Origin of the sequence: Christiangramia lutea, from assembly GCF_022489035.1 — a bacterium.
Lineage (GTDB): Bacteria > Bacteroidota > Bacteroidia > Flavobacteriales > Flavobacteriaceae > Christiangramia > Christiangramia lutea.
Genome location: NZ_JAKVTV010000001.1, coordinates 349,187 through 364,411, shown reverse-complemented (window position 1 = coordinate 364,411; position 15,225 = coordinate 349,187). Strand labels below are relative to the sequence as shown.

General features: G+C 38.9%; 19 protein-coding genes. 4 read left to right on the top strand and 15 right to left on the bottom strand.

The window, feature by feature from the left end:
- Window positions 1–12: 12 nt before the first annotated feature.
- The 3 genes from ML462_RS01640 to ML462_RS01630 form a co-directional block, all read right to left on the bottom strand.
- On the bottom strand, window positions 13–474 hold the full coding sequence (locus ML462_RS01640) for a hypothetical protein (RefSeq protein ID WP_240711989.1): 462 nt from the start codon (window positions 472–474) through the stop codon (window positions 13–15).
- Between the two features lie 65 nt (window positions 475–539).
- Complete coding sequence (locus ML462_RS01635) at window positions 540–779, bottom strand: hypothetical protein (RefSeq protein WP_240711988.1); 240 nt, start codon at window positions 777–779, stop codon at window positions 540–542.
- Window positions 780–889: 110 nt separating this feature from the next.
- Window positions 890–2,113 (bottom strand): 3-deoxy-D-manno-octulosonic acid transferase, encoded by a 1,224-nt coding sequence (locus tag ML462_RS01630; RefSeq protein ID WP_240711987.1) that lies wholly within the window; start codon window positions 2,111–2,113, stop codon window positions 890–892.
- Between the two features lie 98 nt (window positions 2,114–2,211).
- Here ML462_RS01630 and ML462_RS01625 point away from each other — a divergent pair, with 98 nt between their 5' ends.
- Together ML462_RS01625 and ML462_RS01620 are read left to right on the top strand one after the other, a co-directional pair.
- The gene (locus ML462_RS01625; protein ID WP_240711986.1) at window positions 2,212–3,345 is read left to right on the top strand and encodes a DegT/DnrJ/EryC1/StrS family aminotransferase; all 1,134 of its coding nucleotides are present in this window, start codon (window positions 2,212–2,214) and stop codon (window positions 3,343–3,345) included.
- Between the two features lie 63 nt (window positions 3,346–3,408).
- Window positions 3,409–4,692, top strand: coding sequence for a metal-dependent hydrolase family protein (locus ML462_RS01620; protein ID WP_240711985.1), 1,284 nt, complete (start codon window positions 3,409–3,411; stop codon window positions 4,690–4,692).
- A gap of 122 nt (window positions 4,693–4,814) precedes the next feature.
- On the opposite strand, the gene fabD is transcribed toward ML462_RS01620, so the two are convergent.
- From fabD to ML462_RS01595, 5 genes are all read right to left on the bottom strand, one after another.
- A complete protein-coding gene (fabD, locus tag ML462_RS01615; protein WP_240711984.1) occupies window positions 4,815–5,699 on the bottom strand; it encodes an ACP S-malonyltransferase in 885 nt (294 codons plus the stop codon).
- Window positions 5,700–5,792: 93 nt separating this feature from the next.
- Window positions 5,793–6,293, bottom strand: coding sequence for a pyridoxamine 5'-phosphate oxidase family protein (locus ML462_RS01610; protein ID WP_240711983.1), 501 nt, complete (start codon window positions 6,291–6,293; stop codon window positions 5,793–5,795).
- Between the two features lie 100 nt (window positions 6,294–6,393).
- Window positions 6,394–7,254, bottom strand: coding sequence for a fructosamine kinase family protein (locus ML462_RS01605; RefSeq protein ID WP_240711982.1), 861 nt, complete (start codon window positions 7,252–7,254; stop codon window positions 6,394–6,396).
- On the bottom strand, window positions 7,241–7,723 hold the full coding sequence (locus ML462_RS01600) for a dihydrofolate reductase (protein ID WP_240711981.1): 483 nt from the start codon (window positions 7,721–7,723) through the stop codon (window positions 7,241–7,243). The genes ML462_RS01605 and ML462_RS01600 overlap by 14 nt, the downstream gene beginning before the upstream one ends.
- A 5-nt stretch (window positions 7,724–7,728) precedes the next feature.
- Window positions 7,729–8,187, bottom strand: coding sequence for a 2TM domain-containing protein (locus ML462_RS01595; protein ID WP_240711980.1), 459 nt, complete (start codon window positions 8,185–8,187; stop codon window positions 7,729–7,731).
- Window positions 8,188–8,250: 63 nt separating this feature from the next.
- Here ML462_RS01595 and ML462_RS01590 point away from each other — a divergent pair, with 63 nt between their 5' ends.
- Together ML462_RS01590 and ML462_RS01585 are read left to right on the top strand one after the other, a co-directional pair.
- A complete protein-coding gene (locus ML462_RS01590) occupies window positions 8,251–9,327 on the top strand; it encodes an aminotransferase class V-fold PLP-dependent enzyme (protein ID WP_240711979.1) in 1,077 nt (358 codons plus the stop codon).
- A 200-nt stretch (window positions 9,328–9,527) separates the two neighbouring features.
- The gene (locus ML462_RS01585; RefSeq protein WP_240711978.1) at window positions 9,528–9,818 is read left to right on the top strand and encodes an isoamylase early set domain-containing protein; all 291 of its coding nucleotides are present in this window, start codon (window positions 9,528–9,530) and stop codon (window positions 9,816–9,818) included.
- A 27-nt stretch (window positions 9,819–9,845) separates the two neighbouring features.
- Here ML462_RS01585 and ML462_RS01580 read toward each other — a convergent pair whose 3' ends face one another.
- The 7 genes from ML462_RS01580 to ML462_RS01550 all read right to left on the bottom strand — a co-directional run bounded on the left by ML462_RS01580 (window position 9,846) and on the right by ML462_RS01550 (window position 15,144).
- Window positions 9,846–10,127 carry a DUF427 domain-containing protein gene (locus ML462_RS01580; protein ID WP_240712905.1) on the bottom strand — a complete coding sequence of 94 codons (282 nt, stop codon included), beginning with the start codon at window positions 10,125–10,127 and terminating at the stop codon, window positions 9,846–9,848.
- 6 nt (window positions 10,128–10,133) lie between these two features.
- Window positions 10,134–11,117, bottom strand: coding sequence for an L-histidine N(alpha)-methyltransferase (locus tag ML462_RS01575; RefSeq protein WP_240711977.1), 984 nt, complete (start codon window positions 11,115–11,117; stop codon window positions 10,134–10,136).
- A gap of 12 nt (window positions 11,118–11,129) precedes the next feature.
- Window positions 11,130–12,293 (bottom strand): ergothioneine biosynthesis protein EgtB, encoded by a 1,164-nt coding sequence (gene egtB / locus ML462_RS01570; RefSeq protein WP_240712904.1) that lies wholly within the window; start codon window positions 12,291–12,293, stop codon window positions 11,130–11,132.
- Window positions 12,294–12,389: 96 nt separating this feature from the next.
- Window positions 12,390–12,800, bottom strand: coding sequence for an energy transducer TonB (locus ML462_RS01565; protein ID WP_240711976.1), 411 nt, complete (start codon window positions 12,798–12,800; stop codon window positions 12,390–12,392).
- Window positions 12,801–12,822: 22 nt separating this feature from the next.
- Window positions 12,823–13,200 carry an energy transducer TonB gene (locus ML462_RS01560; RefSeq protein ID WP_240711975.1) on the bottom strand — a complete coding sequence of 126 codons (378 nt, stop codon included), beginning with the start codon at window positions 13,198–13,200 and terminating at the stop codon, window positions 12,823–12,825.
- 26 nt (window positions 13,201–13,226) lie between these two features.
- Complete coding sequence (locus ML462_RS01555; RefSeq protein WP_240711974.1) at window positions 13,227–14,051, bottom strand: thymidylate synthase; 825 nt, start codon at window positions 14,049–14,051, stop codon at window positions 13,227–13,229.
- A gap of 118 nt (window positions 14,052–14,169) precedes the next feature.
- A complete protein-coding gene (locus tag ML462_RS01550; RefSeq protein ID WP_240711973.1) occupies window positions 14,170–15,144 on the bottom strand; it encodes a YihY/virulence factor BrkB family protein in 975 nt (324 codons plus the stop codon).
- Window positions 15,145–15,225 lie beyond the last annotated feature (81 nt).

Genomic DNA, 15,225 nt, shown 5'->3' with positions numbered 1-15,225 from the left:
TTTAATCAGAGGTTAATTATCGTCAGTATTATTAACCTCGTTTTTCACATCATCGGCGGCCTTGTTAACTGCATCTCCTACATCATTTGCAGTTTTATTAATAGCGTCACCTGTCTTTTTAGCGGCTTTTTCAATCCCGCTTTCGGTGTCCTTATAAGCCTTGCTAATAGCATCACCTGTCTTTTTTGCTGCACCTTCAACTTCGTTTCCTGCTTTATCGATGGCATCTCCAGTCTCTCTTGTCGCGTTATTAACAGCATCACCGGCATCATCGGCAGCCTGTTCGATGTCACTTTCAACGCTATTCATATCGTCGTTAAGGTCATCATCCATGTCTTCTACCTCATCGACTTCATCCATATCTTCAGACATTTCTGTCTCTTCACTTTCCTTTTCTTTAGCTGTATCCCTGCAGGAAGTAAATAGAACTCCCAAAGACAGTATGAATGCCAGCATTAAAATTGGTTTTTTCATCTTTTTAAATTTTGGAGTGGTTTAATAATGTTTCTGATATACAAGGTCGTAAAAAAAACGAATATTTAGTTGTCATCTCCAATTTTATCGATCTCTTCGTCGATCTCCTTATTAATTTCTTTATCCACTTCTTTAGCGGTTCTCTCCAGGATTCCTTCTTTTTCTTCAGCCTCCTCGGGAGTTTTTACTTCTTTTTCTACTTCAACCTCTCTCACAATAGTTTCCTTATCTGATGTGTCTCTACAGGAAATTGTTACCGATGAGATCAAAAACAGGGCACTTGCCAGAATTGATAAACGTTTCATTTTTAAAATAGTTTATTGGTTATAGAGATCGAAATTACACTAAAAACCTATTCCCGGATTTAATTTTAGGTTTTTTTAGCAGAGAATGTTAAGGTGAAAGATTTTGATTTTTACAGGTATTCCTCCAGGCTTCTTGTTGCACCGGTATTGCTACTTATAAAGTGTCCTGCGATCATTCCCGTCTTTTCCCTGAAATCAGAATTTGTGTATAATTTGGTCATTATTGCAGAAAATTCCTCTGAATTTTTAACAGAAAACAGGCCTGCCAGGCTTCTTAATTTTTTAGCCTCGGGAAATTTGCTAAAATTCTCACCTATGATGATAGGAATTCCAAAAGTTGCCGGTTCCAGGATATTATGCAATCCAGTGGTTCCTGCAGCTCCACCAACGTAGGCAATATCTGCATAACTGTAAGCTCTGCCCAGTAACCCAATAGTGTCGAGTATTAAAACCGAAGAGGAACTTAGATCTTTTCCTTCCTTTTCGGAATATTTTACCGTGGGTAAGTTTAATTTTTCTTCCAGCTTATTAATCTTGGATTCTTTGATCTCGTGGGGAGCAATAATGAATTTGATCTTTACCGATGAATTGATGAAATTAACGATAAGGTATTCGTCTTCAGGCCAGGTACTTCCGCATACCACAAGCATTTTATCGTTTTTGAATTCTTCAATAAAATCAATACGATTATCCGTTTCCAGTTGAGCGGCTACACGATCGAACCTGGTATCTCCACTTACAGTTACGTTATTAAATCCATTATTATTCAGTAATTCTTTAGAATCCTTATTCTGAACAAAAAAATGCTCGAAGGCCTTTAATGATTCCCGCATCCATTTGCCATAGGACTTAAAAAATGCCTGGTCTCTCCGAAAAACTCCGGAAACCAGAAAAGTCCTTATTTCTCTATTTCTTAATTCATTTAGAAGGTTAGGCCAGAAATCATATTTAATGAAAAATGCCATTTTCGGCTGGATGATATCCAGGAACCTCTCTGCATTTTCAGTGGTGTCCAGTGGTAGGTAAGTAAATAGATCAACGAGGTCATGCTTTTTTTTATTCTTGAAACCCGAAGGTGAAAAGAAGCTCACTACGGTCCTTGTATCGGGATATTTGTCTTTTAGCATTTTAAGGACCGGTACTGCCATTTCGAATTCACCAAGGGAAGCAGCATGAATCCAGAAATGATCGTAATTAGGGTCGATCTTATTTTCCAGATTTGAAAAGAGGTCTTTTCTGCCCTCGGTAAAATCTTTGAGTTTCGGACTAAATTTACCCGCCGATTTCAGAACGACTCCGCTTAGTTTTACCAGTACGTTGTAAATTCCCTGCACACTTAAAACTTGAGTTTGCTAAAATAGGCCTTTCCCAATAAATGCATTGTTAGAAGGACCTATATTTCGTATTTTCGTAAACCTGAAAAATATTGTAGATGAAAAAGATTCAAATGGTTGACCTAAAAGGTCAATATGAAGGTATAAAAAATGAAGTAAATCAAGGAATGCAGGAAATTCTAGAGGAAACCTCTTTTATTAATGGTCCTCATGTATATGCATTTCAAAAGGAACTAGAGGAATATCTGGGAGTTAGAAATGTAATTCCTTGTGCCAATGGAACCGATGCTCTCCAGATCGCCATGATGGGACTGCGGCTAAAACCGGGAGATGAGGTAATTACAGCCGACTTCACTTTTGCCGCTACGGTAGAGGTGATCGCCCTATTACAATTAACACCTGTTCTCGTTGATGTAGATCCTGAAACCTTCAATATAGACCCTGAAGAAATAAAAAAGGCTATCACCCCGAATACTAAGGCCATCGTTCCCGTTCATCTTTTCGGTCAGACTTCCAATATGGACGAGATCATGGAAATTGCCAGGGAACACGATCTTTTTGTGATCGAGGATAATGCCCAGGCTATCGGAGCCAATTATCATTCTAAAGACGGGAAAACTCAAAAGGCCGGGACTATAGGAGACGTCGCTGCAACTTCATTTTTCCCTTCCAAAAACCTTGGTTGCTATGGCGATGGTGGAGCCATTTTCACAAATAATGATGAGCTGGCCCATACCATTAGAGGGATCGTAAACCATGGAATGTATGAGAGATATCATCATGATGTGGTTGGAGTGAATTCCAGGCTGGATAGTTTTCAGGCAGCAGTGCTTAGGGCTAAATTAAAGAGGCTGGATATCTACAATGAAGCCAGGAAAAAGGCTGCAATAAGTTATTCAGAAGCATTTAAAGAAAATGAACATATCGTTACCCCGGTTAGAAGCGGTGATTGTGATACTCATGTTTACCACCAGTATACTCTGAAAATCAAAAATGGTAAGAGAGATGCTTTGGCTAAACACCTGCAGGAAAAAGGAATCCCTTTCGGAATTTATTATCCCATTCCATTGCACCGCCAGAAAGCATATCTTGATGAAAGGTACCAGGAAAAGAACTTTTCAGTGACAAATAAACTGGTGGAAGAAGTGATCTCCCTGCCTATGCATACAGAACTGGAAGAGGAGCAGATCAAGTATATCGCCAAAACGATCAACGATTTTGTAAATGCCTAGATAACTCTCAAAAAAATCTTTTAATACCTCTTTCGAAATCGAATTTAATCTCAAATCTATCTTATGAAAAAACTGATAACGATTTTCGCGGCTATATTTATTTGCTCTAATCTATGGGCCCAGGAAATTTACATTCACGCCGGAAAACTGGTAGATACCAAAAACGGAAAAGTTCTTAAAGAGCATACGATAATCGTTTCAGGAAAGAGGATAAAAAGTGTTGAAAAAGGCTTTATAGATCCTGCCTCTTCAAGGGATAGTTTGATCGATTTAAAAGACAAAACCGTTTTACCTGGATTTACAGATATGCATGTTCATATTGAAAGTGAAACTAACCCTAGTAAGTACCTGCAAAGGTTTACCAATAATCCTGCAGATGATGCTTTTAACTCCATAGCCTTTGCTGAAAATACGCTTATGGCCGGTTTTACTACTGTTAGAGATCTGGGAGGTTCGGGAGTTAATATTTCTCTTCGTGACGCCATTGCTAAAGGAAAGGTTGCCGGGCCGCGGATTTTTACGGCAGGCAAATCTTTGGCTACCACAGGAGGGCATGCCGATCCTACCAACGGTATGAAGAATTCACTTGTAGGTGATCCCGGTCCTAAAGACGGGGTCGTTAATAGCCTCGAGGATGCCAGGAAAGCGGTAAGGCAACGATATAAAAATGGTGCAGATCTAATCAAGATCACTGCGACCGGCGGGGTTTTAAGCGTTGCAAAAAGCAGTTCCAATCCGCAATTCTTTGAAGAAGAAATTAAAGAGATCGTAAAAACAGCGAATGATTATGGTTTTCATGTTGCCGCTCATGCGCATGGAGATGAAGGTATGCAAAGAGCAGTAAAAGCAGGAGTTAAAACCATAGAACATGGCACCTTGATGAGCGAGGAAACCATGGATTTGATGAAGGAATATAATGCATATCTGGTTCCTACCATCACTGCCGGAAAAGAAGTAACCGAGAAAGCTGAGATCGAAAATTATTACCCGGAGTTGGTGGTTCCGAAAGCCAGGGAAATTGGGCCTAAGATCCAGAATACATTTTCAAAGGCCTATAAAAGGGGAGTGCCTATAGTTTTTGGTACCGATGCAGGTGTCTTCAAACATGGTGAAAACGCAAGGGAGTTCGTTTATATGGTAGAAGCCGGAATGCCTGAAATGGTAGCTATTCAATCAGCAACCATAGAGCCGGCAAAGATTCTGAAGATGGAAAAGGAAACCGGTCAGCTTGCCGAAGGTTTCTATGCAGATATCATTGCGGTAGATGAAGACCCAACAGAAAATATCGAAATACTTAAAGAAGTAAAGTTCGTTATGAAGGAAGGCGAGGTTTACAAAAATGATTAATTATTTCTCAAAATTCAAATAAAGGATTTTGGATCAAATTCAGATTGACCGAAATAAAGATGAATTATAAAAAAGCCCTCGCTAATATGCGAAGGCTTTTAGATTTTTATTGAAAATGATTGTTATTCGATCAACGCAGAAGAAGTCTGCATTCCTCTATCAATTTTCTTAACCAATCCCTGTAAAACTTTTCCTGGACCTACTTCTATAAATTCTGCAGCTCCATCCTGGACCATATTCTGAACAGATTGGGTCCATTTTACCGGAGCAGTTAATTGAAAAACGAGATTTTTCTTGATCTCCTCAGGATCGGTAACCGCGAAAGTGCTCACATTCTGGTATATGGGGCAAATGGGATCGCTGAAATGTGTATTTTCAATTGCTTCGGCGAGATCTTTTCGTGCGGGTTCCATTAACGGAGAGTGGAATGCACCTCCAACCGGAAGGATCATTGCTCTTCTGGCTCCTCTTTCTTTCAAATTCTCACAGGCTCTTTCCACAGCATCATATGCTCCGGAGATCACTAATTGCCCGGGACAATTATAATTTGCAGCTACCACTACGCCTTCCGTTTCTGCACAAACAGATTCTACCATTTCATCTTCCAGGCCTAAAACAGCAGCCATGGTAGAAGGTTCTAGTTCACAGGCTTTTTGCATAGCAAGTGCTCTTTTAAAAACCAGTTTTAATCCATCTTCAAAACTTAAGGATTTATTGGCAACCAGGGCAGATAATTCACCAAGTGAATGTCCTGCTACCATATCTGGTTTAAAACTTTCACCTAAAACCTTGCTCAGGATCACTGAATGAAGAAAAACTGCAGGCTGAGTAACTTTGGTTTGTTTTAGGTCTTCTGCAGATCCCTCGAACATTATATCGGTTATTGGAAAATCCAGTATGTCATTGGCTTTATGGAAAAGGTCCTGCGCTTCGGCTGACTTCTCAAAAAGGTCAAGTCCCATCCCAGAATACTGGGCTCCCTGACCTGGAAATACATATGCTTTCATAAATGTTGGTTTAGGTTCACAAAAATAGGTATAATTAAAAAGACCTCATAACGAAGATTCGCCATGAGGTCTTCACCGACAAATACAAATTGTCTATATGTTTAATTTTCCTTTTTCACCAATATCCTGATCATCCCCAGTAACTGCGGCCATTCCTAATTTAAACAGCGTGACCATTTTGTTGTCTTTATTATCCCAGTAATAAGCTTCCTTAGGATTAACTTTAATTGCAGTGATCTCTGGGTCATCATCTCCTTCAAACCAGGCATTATCTGCTTTGGAATAAAGTTCTTTGATAACCTCTCTATTGGTTTCAATAAAAGCTTCTCCGTACATACTAAGGAATTCCATATCTGAAGTTCCGCTGTACAGTAATTGTACGTCACTATCCTTTTCGATGTTGCGGTTGTGCTCGCTGGTCTTTTTACTCAGGAACCATACAGCTCCATGGTCGTCTACCTGTTTGGTGCTCATTGGAACAGCACTCAATGGTTTTTCATCCATATTTGTAACCAGCATGCAGAAATCTACATCTTCAGCCAGTTCTTTAATTTTTGCTCTTGCCTTGTCATCATATAAATTCTTCGTACTCATAATCAATTTTTTTTGTTTGAGCTGAAGATACTTTAGTGACTAGGCTTTTTGCGCTAATGAACTGCTAAAAATGAACCTGCCGATGTTAAGAATTGTAAAATTAGCCATATTTATTGATAATCGAAAGGACCTTAGATCTGTATCCTGCCCCGAAGATATTTAAATGTACCAGCAGGTAATATAATTGCCAAAGGTCTACCCGATCCTTCCAGCCTGCTTCCAGGGGAAAAGTTTGATCGTAAATTTTAAATAGATCTTCATGAAAGCCACCGAAAAGTTTCATCATTCCAAGGTCCATTTCTCTGGGTGCATATGCCACTGCTGGATCTATCAAGCAAGGACGTCCATCTGAATTCACTAAGAAATTCCCGTTCCAGAGATCTCCATGAATAAGGGCAGGAGGTTCATCAGGGATCATCTGCTGACAATTTTCATAGAAGGTATTAGAAACATTTAGTTGAAATCCTTTTTCCTCAGCCATTCTTATCTGGGGTTCAAGGCGCATTTCTAAATAAAAACGGGAAGCAGAATCACGATGGTCATTATACTGGGGTAAGCTTCCAATATAATTGTTTGTTTCAAACCCGAAGGAACCGGCTCTTTGCTTATGCAGATGTGCCAATTGTTCCCCAAATATCTCCCAGAAGTCAGGTCTTTTTGGCGCTGATGGTTTATGTTCTAATATCAGGTAGGAGTAGGAGTCAACCTGCCCGGTTTTCATAGGCGAAGGAACGTCTATAACTCCAGGAGCACGAAGTTCTTCCAAACCAGATTTCTCAGCTTCGAACATGCCGGGGTATTGTTCAGCATCATTCAGCTTTACTACAAATTTACCGGCTTTGCCTTCAAGCAGGAAAACCTCATTTATATCTCCGCCGGTTAGGGTAGAGGCATTCGACAATTCTATCTCAAATTCTTCTGCTATTCTATGAAGTACATTTGAAAGATTACTTTCTATCATAAGTTAGATAGGTAAAAGAGTGATCATGTTTTTCATCTTTTTCATGAAACTGTTCTTTTACAAGTTCCCAATGGTCGGTATCAATTTCCGGAAAAAAAGTATCAGCATCGAAGTCTGCATGTACGCGGGTAAGTTCAATTCTGTCTGCCTTTTCCATTCCCATTTTATAGATCTCACCACCACCTATGATAAAGGGCTGCTCGTCAATTTTTGATACCCTTAAGGCTTCATCAAGTGAGTTCACCACGATGGTACCTTCAGGTTTATAATCATCCTTTCGGGTGATAATTACGTGGGTGCGGTCTGGCAATAGTTTCGGGAAAGATTCGAAGGTCTTTCTTCCCATAATGATATAATGTCCGGAGGTTAACCTTTTGAATCTTTTAAAATCATCTGGTAAATGCCATACCAGGTCATTGTCTTTTCCCAGGGCATTATTTTCTGCCGCGGCGGCAATCATTGTAATCATTAATGTTAGCTGTTTATGGGTGAGTCCGGGTCTTCCGGCCTAATACTTTTATTTGTAGATCCAGTTTCCAGGTTCTTTGTTGATGATGGTACCGGATGTTCTCTTTCTACTTTTTCCTGTAATTTTGCTATTCGCTCTTTTTGCTTCTTTACCAGCCGGTCTATCTGTTTGTCTTCCCAGTCTTTCCCCATCAGGCTGTTTACAACCATCACATTAAGGAAATGGGCAAGGAAAATTATGGCCCATAATAGTACCACCCATACAAACCAATTATATCCAAGTGGTTTAAGATCTTCACGGTAACCGATGATCACGTTAAGAACGATCACAAAAATGGCTCCGGCAAGAAAGACCACAAAATGCTGAAAAAGCCTCTTTTTCTGCTTGGTCCTTTTTCGTGCATTCTCATATAGTTCGCGCTGTTCGTAATCTATTTTGGAAGTGTTTTTCTTTTTAGAAAACATAATAACAATTACATTAGTATAGTATCAAATTTACATTTTTATCAAAAGAACTTCCTAACGCTTATGGATAATTTAAGAAAAGGCTTCCCCGTACTTGAGCAATACACTTACCTAAATACTGCGGCTTCAGGGTTGTTGCCGGAAAAAGTATGGGAGTTCAGGCAAGATCACGATATGGATTTCTTTCTTAAAGCCAGTCTCCTTAAGGAAAAAATGGGGGAGATGCTTACCGGCGTTAGGGAATGTGTGGGAGAGTTTTTTAATTGCGAGTCAAACAGGGTAGCATTAATACCTAATTTCTCCTATGGCTTTAACAGTGTGCTTGAAAGTATTGAAAAACCTGCGAAAGTCCTTTTACTGAAAAACGATTATCCTTCGATCAACTGGGCTGTGGAATCCAGGAATTTCGAGGTAATATTTGCTGACATCAATGAAGATCTGGAAGAGAATATTATTGAAAAGATCAAAAAAGAGAAACCTGAATTTTTTGCATTCAGCATAGTTCAATGGATCAATGGAGTTAAACTGAGCATAGATTTCCTGAAAAAAATAAAATCTGAATTCCCAGATCTTATTCTTATCGCAGATGGAACACAATATTTCGGCACTGAAAAATTCGATTTTGATGATTCGGGTATTGACATTGCTATTGGAAGCTCATATAAATGGATGAATGCCGGTTATGGCAATGGTTTTATGCTTTTCAATGAAAGCGTACAGGGCAGGATAGCTCCAAAACATCTTGGATTTGGATCACTTCAAGGGAAATATAAGGCACAAGAAGGAAACTTTATTGGTAAGTTTGAACCGGGGCATTATGATACGCTTAATTTCGGAAGTCTAAAATCTGCTATAGAGCTCATCGATAATATTGGGATTGAGGTTATTTCAGAAAAGATCAACCATCTTAAAGAAATTGCGAGGAATAGGTTTGCCAAGGCAGGCTTGCTGGAAGAATGGACTTTAAAAAGAGAAAACTTTGCTCCTATTTTTAATATTAAAGGTGACGAAGACCTATTCAACCGCCTGAAGGGTCAAGGAATTATAACTTCTCTTAGAGGAGATGGGATTCGGGTAAGTATGCATTATTTTAATACTGAAGAAGACCTAAGTAAGCTTTTCAAAGCTTTAAATATTTGATGCTTAATTTTATATGATAGGTTATATTCTCAGTTTTTTGCATTATAATTAAAGAATAACGTTTTCGTATTTTTAAGTTCTCTTTAAAATATTCAATTCTTTTCTATATTCGAAAAAATCATCATAACGTTCTGATAGTTATTGTTTTATAATATTTTATTAATTTATTTTGGAGCATGAATCATTAAAAAAGAATTGTCATGCCAATAAAAAAACAATACCTAAAGTCTAAGCCAGAATGTAAGATTACATTTGTAGTGCCCGCGAAAGATGCTGAAAAAGTAGAAGTAGCCGGAGATTTTAATAACTGGAAATCTTCTTCACTTAAAAAGTATAAAAACGGAAATTTTAAAGGTCAGCTCAATCTGCCTGTAGATAAAGAATATCAGTTCAGATATATCGTGGATGGAGAATGGGTAAATGAAACTGAAGCCGATTCTTACCAGTGGAATGATTTTGCCGCTGCCGAGAATAGTGTTCTGGCAGTATAATTAGCATTCTTAAAGTTTCAGAATTTTTTACTCAGTGATTTTCACGCCATTCCAGAAGGCTACGAAATTTTCTATAGGTTTCGCAGCATAACTGGCTTCCGGATAGTACCAGGCGGCATCTTCATTGATTTCGCCATCCACTTCTATATGAAAGTATGAAGCCTTGCCTTTCCATGGACAACGGGAGTGGGAATCACTGGGTTTAAAATATTCCTCCTTTATATCCTCTCGTGGGAAATAATGATTGTTTTCCACGATTCGGGTATTAGAACTCTCAGCAATTACAGTGTCTTTCCAAATAGCTCTCATCATTTCTTAATTAGCGGGGTCTGTCTTTCTCCTAAAGATATAATTTTTATAGCAGTTTTCCCGGTCACCAAAAATCTTTTCAACATGAAGCCCGGCTTCATCTGCAAGCCATCTAACCACTGAATCATCATATTTTTGGGATATTTCTGTGTGGATGCTTTCCCAGGCTTCAAATTCTACTTTAAGATCTAATTTTTCTATATGAACCTTTTGAGCTTTTTTGCTTACCAGGAAACTTCTGGCCGTACCTGTTTCGGGATTATAGGTTTCCCAATGCAGGAAACTGTCCGGGTCGAAATTTCCTCCAAGTTCAGAATTTATCCTTACCAGCAAATTCTTATTGAATTCTTCAGTTATGCCAGCCGGATCGTTATAAGCATCAAGAATTTTCTGCGGATCTTTTTTCTGGTCGAATCCCATAAATAACATATCCTCCGCTCTCATCGCATTGGCAATATTTGACAGAAATTCTACCGCTTCTTTATGGGACAGATTTCCAATATTACTTCCCAGTACCAGGATCACTTTCTTCCTGTTGTTATATTCAGCAAGTTTCTCCAGGGTTTTAAAATAAGTTCCCTGTTGAACCTTTACACTCGCTTCAGGGATTTCATTTTTTAGTGATTCTTCCAGTTCATCCAGTACATTCTGGCTAATATCGATTGGCAGATAATCGAATTTATATTTTTTATCCACCATTTCTCTTAGTAGAATCTTAGTCTTCTTCCCATCGCCGGCACCCAATTCTATAAGATCGATTCCATTTTTACTACTGAATGCGTTGGCAATATCTTCGGCATTGAGTTTAAGGATATCAAATTCGCAGGAAGTAAGATAATATTCAGGCATTTCCATGATCTTCTGGAAGAGCTTATCGCCTTTTTTATCGTATATATATTTGGAAAGCAAGAACTTTGGGTAGTTTTTTAAGCCCTTATATGTATCCTCAGCAAAAGCCGATTTAAATGTAATTTCCGGTTGATTTTTCATGAATTACTTTGCTTATTTTACCAGTCTGAAGCCAGTAAACTGCCATCTTAGCTGGGGGTGAAAAAAGTTTCTGTAAGTTGGTCTTGTATGGTTTCTGGAAGTGGCTACAGAACCTCCTCTCAGTACTTTTTGGTTTACCATGAATTTACCATTATACTCTCCTAAGGCACCCTCAGGTTTTTTGTAATCTGGATAGGGCGAATAGGCGCTTTCTGTCCACTCCCATCTACTGCCCCAATCGAAATATTCCTGGGCCGTTTCCCATTCCTCTTCTGTTGGCAATCTCATTCCTTTCCACTGGGCAAATGCGAAAGCTTCGTAATATGAAATATGGGTAACCGGAGCTTCAGGATCTAACTTCTTTAGTCCGTTTAGGGTGTACTGGTGCCAGGTGGAATCAATTTTATGCCAGTATTCAGGTGAATTTACATGGTTTTCGTTAATCCAGTCCCAGGCTTCTGCATGCCACAATAATACATCCTTATAACCGCCAGCATCAATAAATTCGATGAATTCCTTATTCGTTACCAGTTTATTGGATATGCTGAAATCACAGAGATAGGTTTTGTGAGCGCCTTTTTCATTGTCGTAACAGAAATCATCTGAAGTATGCCCAATCTCATAAACTCCTTCCTTAATGTCTATCCAATCTCTTTTAAAATCCTGAATTCTATTTTCTTCGAACTCATCATTATACTTCGGCAGGAGAGGGTTGTTCCCTAGAATATATTTGATGTCTGTATATAATAATTCCTGGTGTTGCTTTTCATGATGACAGCCAATCTCAATAACCGAAAGAGCTCCTTCGTCAAGATCTTTTTTAGTCATGAGGTCTATCATTTCATTAGTAATGTATTCTCTGAATTTGTAGATCCAGGCCACGGTAGGTCTCGATAAATTACCGCGGTTGGTACGTATCACTTTTTCGCCTACACTTTCGTAATAACTATTAAAAACGTAGGCCGTATTCTCGTCATATAATTTATGAGCATCGGCATATTTCTTAAGAACGAATTCTTCAAAGAACCAGGTGGTGTGCCCAAGATGCCATTTCGGTGGAGATACCTCCACGATTGGCTGAACCACATAATCTTCAGTTTCAAGAAATGAACATATCTTTTCTGAATCGGCTCTGGTTTCTTTAAAAAGTTGAATTAATTCCTTCTGTGAAAGCATAAAAAAGAGTGATACGTTTATGGTATCACTCAAATTTACAATTTTTTAAAAACGACCGGGTCAATCACTCGTTAAGGTCGAGTTAAATATATGGCTCTAAAAGGTGAGTGGGATAGTATATTTAATGGCTTTTGGTTTGCCCGCCAGCTTACCCGGGGTCATAGTGGGAATAGATTCCATCAGTCTTTTTGCTTCCTTTTTTAATTCAGGAGAATTACTCTCTACAGAATGAACTACAACCTTTCCCTCTTCATTTACCTCCATAGAAACAGTAGCTTTACCGCGAATCCATTCCCCTTTATCGTTTTTAGTATATTTTATATTCTCCTTGATATGCTGCATAAGCATTTTGTTAAAGCAGGCTTTTTTATCACCACTGTCTTCGCAACCATTCCATACTGGTGCGGTTTCTTTCATAGTGACTTTATTCCCTTTTACTTCAACATCATCCTGAGCCATAGAAGTGAATCCGGCCAGCATAAGTGCGAAAATCAATAATTTTTTCATGGTTTATTTCAGTTTTGGTCTATTAGAAATTGAATGGAACAGTAAAGGTTCTTGAATCTGGTTCGCCATTAAGTGTTCCCGGTTCCATATCTGGGATCTTCATGATCATTTCCCTGGCCGCCTTTTTTACTTCAGGTTTATCTCCTTCAATAGAATTTACAACTACTTCCCCTTTTTCATTGATGTTGAAGGAAATGGTAACTTTTCCTCTCACATATTCTCCGGCTTCATTCTGAGGATACTCGTAATTCTCACTCACATGTTGAGAAAGTTTCTGATTAAAACATTTTTTTATGTCTTCACTGTTCTCGCAGCCAGGCCATACCGGAGAGGTTTGCTGTGCATTTGAGAGAGCAATTCCTCCAAATAAAAAACATGCAATAACTACTAACTTCTTCATAAGATATTTAAATTTTAAAGGTTTAACTAAATCGCTACCCTGGCCTTTATGCCCGGATAGGGATCGTAATCCTCTAAAATAAAATCTTCAAACTTAAAATCAAAAATATCTTTGATCTCTGGATTTAATCTCATGGTTGGTAGGGCTCTTGGTTCCCTGCTTAACTGAAGTTCTACCTGCTCCATATGGTTGCTGTAAATATGGGCATCTCCAAATGTGTGAATAAAGTCTCCGGCCTCATAGCCACATACCTGCGCCATCATCATGGTTAATAAAGCATAAGAGGCGATATTAAATGGGACTCCCAGGAATATATCTGCACTTCTTTGGTAAAGCTGGCAGGATAATTTTCCATCGGCTACATAAAATTGAAAGAAGGCATGGCAGGGTGGAAGCGCAGCCTTTCCATTAGCCACATTTTCTGAAAATGAAACTGAGGTATCTGGTAAAACAGAAGGATTCCATGCAGAAACCAGCATCCTTCTACTATTTGGGCTTGTTTTTAAAGTATCAACGATCTCTTTGATCTGGTCTATATCTTCAGAATTCCAGTTTCTCCACTGGTGGCCGTAAACAGGACCCAGATCTCCATTTTCATCTGCCCATTCATTCCAAATTCTTACTCCGTTTTCTTTAAGATATTCGATATTGGTATCGCCTTTAAGAAACCATAGAAGTTCATGAATGATGGACTTTAAATGTAATTTCTTAGTTGTGACCATAGGAAATCCTTCACTAAGGTTAAATCTCATCTGGTATCCAAACACACTTTTGGTGCCGGTACCGGTTCGGTCACCCTTTTCAGCTCCGTGTTCCAAAACATGTTTAAGCAGGTCGTGGTATTGTTTCATTTTCAGGCACTTTTATAAGGAAAAACTTCAGATTAAATTCCCATAAAAATAATAAAACAAGGAGATTATTACGGTTATAATCCTTCTGAAAAGAAAAGAGTTATCAACTTTATTTCAACTATTCCTCTTCATCTATTGCGCAATGATCGGCATGCCAGGCATTGCGTTGCCCCATGGGCATTTCTACTCCAATAGTGGTGTCCTTCCTGGTTTGATGCTCCATTTCAGAATTGATCTCTGCACCAATAAGTATGATAAAGGCGGTAAGGAAAAGCCAAAGCAATAAAATGGCTACCGCAGCGAAACTTCCGTAGAGGTCAGCATAGCTTCCAAAATTACCTACATACCATGAAAATAGCATGGAACCTGCCAGCCAGAGAGCAGTTCCAATAATTGCTCCCCAACTTACCCATCTAAACCTGGGGCTACGTCTGTTCGGGGCGATCTTGTAAACCACACTCAAAGTGAAAATCAGGATAAATCCCAGTATGACCCAGCGGAGCCAGGTAAACATATCTTCAATTTGAGAAGGCAATCCAATATTTTCAATCAAAAGTGGGAAAAATATCACGATAAGCAGACTTAAAAGCCCGATGACCAGACCGGCAAGAGTAAAAAGAAGTGTAAGTAAATTCTTTTTTATGATGCCACGGGTATCTATCTCATCGTAGGCTATATTAATACCCTGAAATAGAGCGCTGGTGCCTTTATTGGCACTCCAGATACTTACTAGAATACTAATGAAAAGACTCCAGCCAATTTCATTTTTGGATTGTTCCAGGATGGGCCTTAAAAAATCAGTGATCATTCCAAATGCCTGGTCGGGCATAAAGAGATTCAGCCTTGACACTTGCTCCCGGATCTGCTCTGGATCCAGAACTAAACTGTAAATAGAAATGGCTGCAACAATCGTTGGGAAGATGGAAAGGAAGAAATAAAATCCCACTCCTGCAGAAACGATCTGGACATGGTCTATTTTCATCTCATGCCAAACGCGCTTGCCAATATCTATCCATCCTTTAAGTGGGATCTGGTGAGGCCATTGAGCTTCTTCACCACGGTATATCGATTCACTTTTTTTATTTTGATTCATTCAAAAAAATTACAGACCATTTGTTTCAGTTTTCCCGAGATAGAGGGAACAGGCAATTTACTTGTTATCTGTAACCTTTAA

Bases quoted from the DNA above. Each gene is read 5' to 3' on its own strand.
- ML462_RS01640 (WP_240711989.1), bottom strand. From the start codon at position 474: ATGAAAAAACCAATTTTAATGCTGGCATTCATACTGTCTTTGGGAGTT.
- ML462_RS01635 (WP_240711988.1), bottom strand. From the start codon at position 779: ATGAAACGTTTATCAATTCTGGCAAGTGCCCTGTTTTTGATCTCATCG.
- ML462_RS01625 (WP_240711986.1), top strand. From the start codon at position 2,212: ATGAAAAAGATTCAAATGGTTGACCTAAAAGGTCAATATGAAGGTATA.
- ML462_RS01620 (WP_240711985.1), top strand. From the start codon at position 3,409: ATGAAAAAACTGATAACGATTTTCGCGGCTATATTTATTTGCTCTAAT.
- fabD (WP_240711984.1), bottom strand. From the start codon at position 5,699: ATGAAAGCATATGTATTTCCAGGTCAGGGAGCCCAGTATTCTGGGATG.
- ML462_RS01610 (WP_240711983.1), bottom strand. From the start codon at position 6,293: ATGAGTACGAAGAATTTATATGATGACAAGGCAAGAGCAAAAATTAAA.
- ML462_RS01605 (WP_240711982.1), bottom strand. From the start codon at position 7,254: ATGATAGAAAGTAATCTTTCAAATGTACTTCATAGAATAGCAGAAGAA.
- ML462_RS01600 (WP_240711981.1), bottom strand. From the start codon at position 7,723: ATGATTACAATGATTGCCGCCGCGGCAGAAAATAATGCCCTGGGAAAA.
- ML462_RS01595 (WP_240711980.1), bottom strand. From the start codon at position 8,187: ATGTTTTCTAAAAAGAAAAACACTTCCAAAATAGATTACGAACAGCGC.
- ML462_RS01590 (WP_240711979.1), top strand. From the start codon at position 8,251: ATGGATAATTTAAGAAAAGGCTTCCCCGTACTTGAGCAATACACTTAC.
- ML462_RS01585 (WP_240711978.1), top strand. From the start codon at position 9,528: ATGCCAATAAAAAAACAATACCTAAAGTCTAAGCCAGAATGTAAGATT.
- ML462_RS01580 (WP_240712905.1), bottom strand. From the start codon at position 10,127: ATGAGAGCTATTTGGAAAGACACTGTAATTGCTGAGAGTTCTAATACC.
- ML462_RS01575 (WP_240711977.1), bottom strand. From the start codon at position 11,117: ATGAAAAATCAACCGGAAATTACATTTAAATCGGCTTTTGCTGAGGAT.
- egtB (WP_240712904.1), bottom strand. From the start codon at position 12,293: ATGCTTTCACAGAAGGAATTAATTCAACTTTTTAAAGAAACCAGAGCC.
- ML462_RS01565 (WP_240711976.1), bottom strand. From the start codon at position 12,800: ATGAAAAAATTATTGATTTTCGCACTTATGCTGGCCGGATTCACTTCT.
- ML462_RS01560 (WP_240711975.1), bottom strand. From the start codon at position 13,200: ATGAAGAAGTTAGTAGTTATTGCATGTTTTTTATTTGGAGGAATTGCT.
- ML462_RS01555 (WP_240711974.1), bottom strand. From the start codon at position 14,051: ATGAAACAATACCACGACCTGCTTAAACATGTTTTGGAACACGGAGCT.
- ML462_RS01550 (WP_240711973.1), bottom strand. From the start codon at position 15,144: ATGAATCAAAATAAAAAAAGTGAATCGATATACCGTGGTGAAGAAGCT.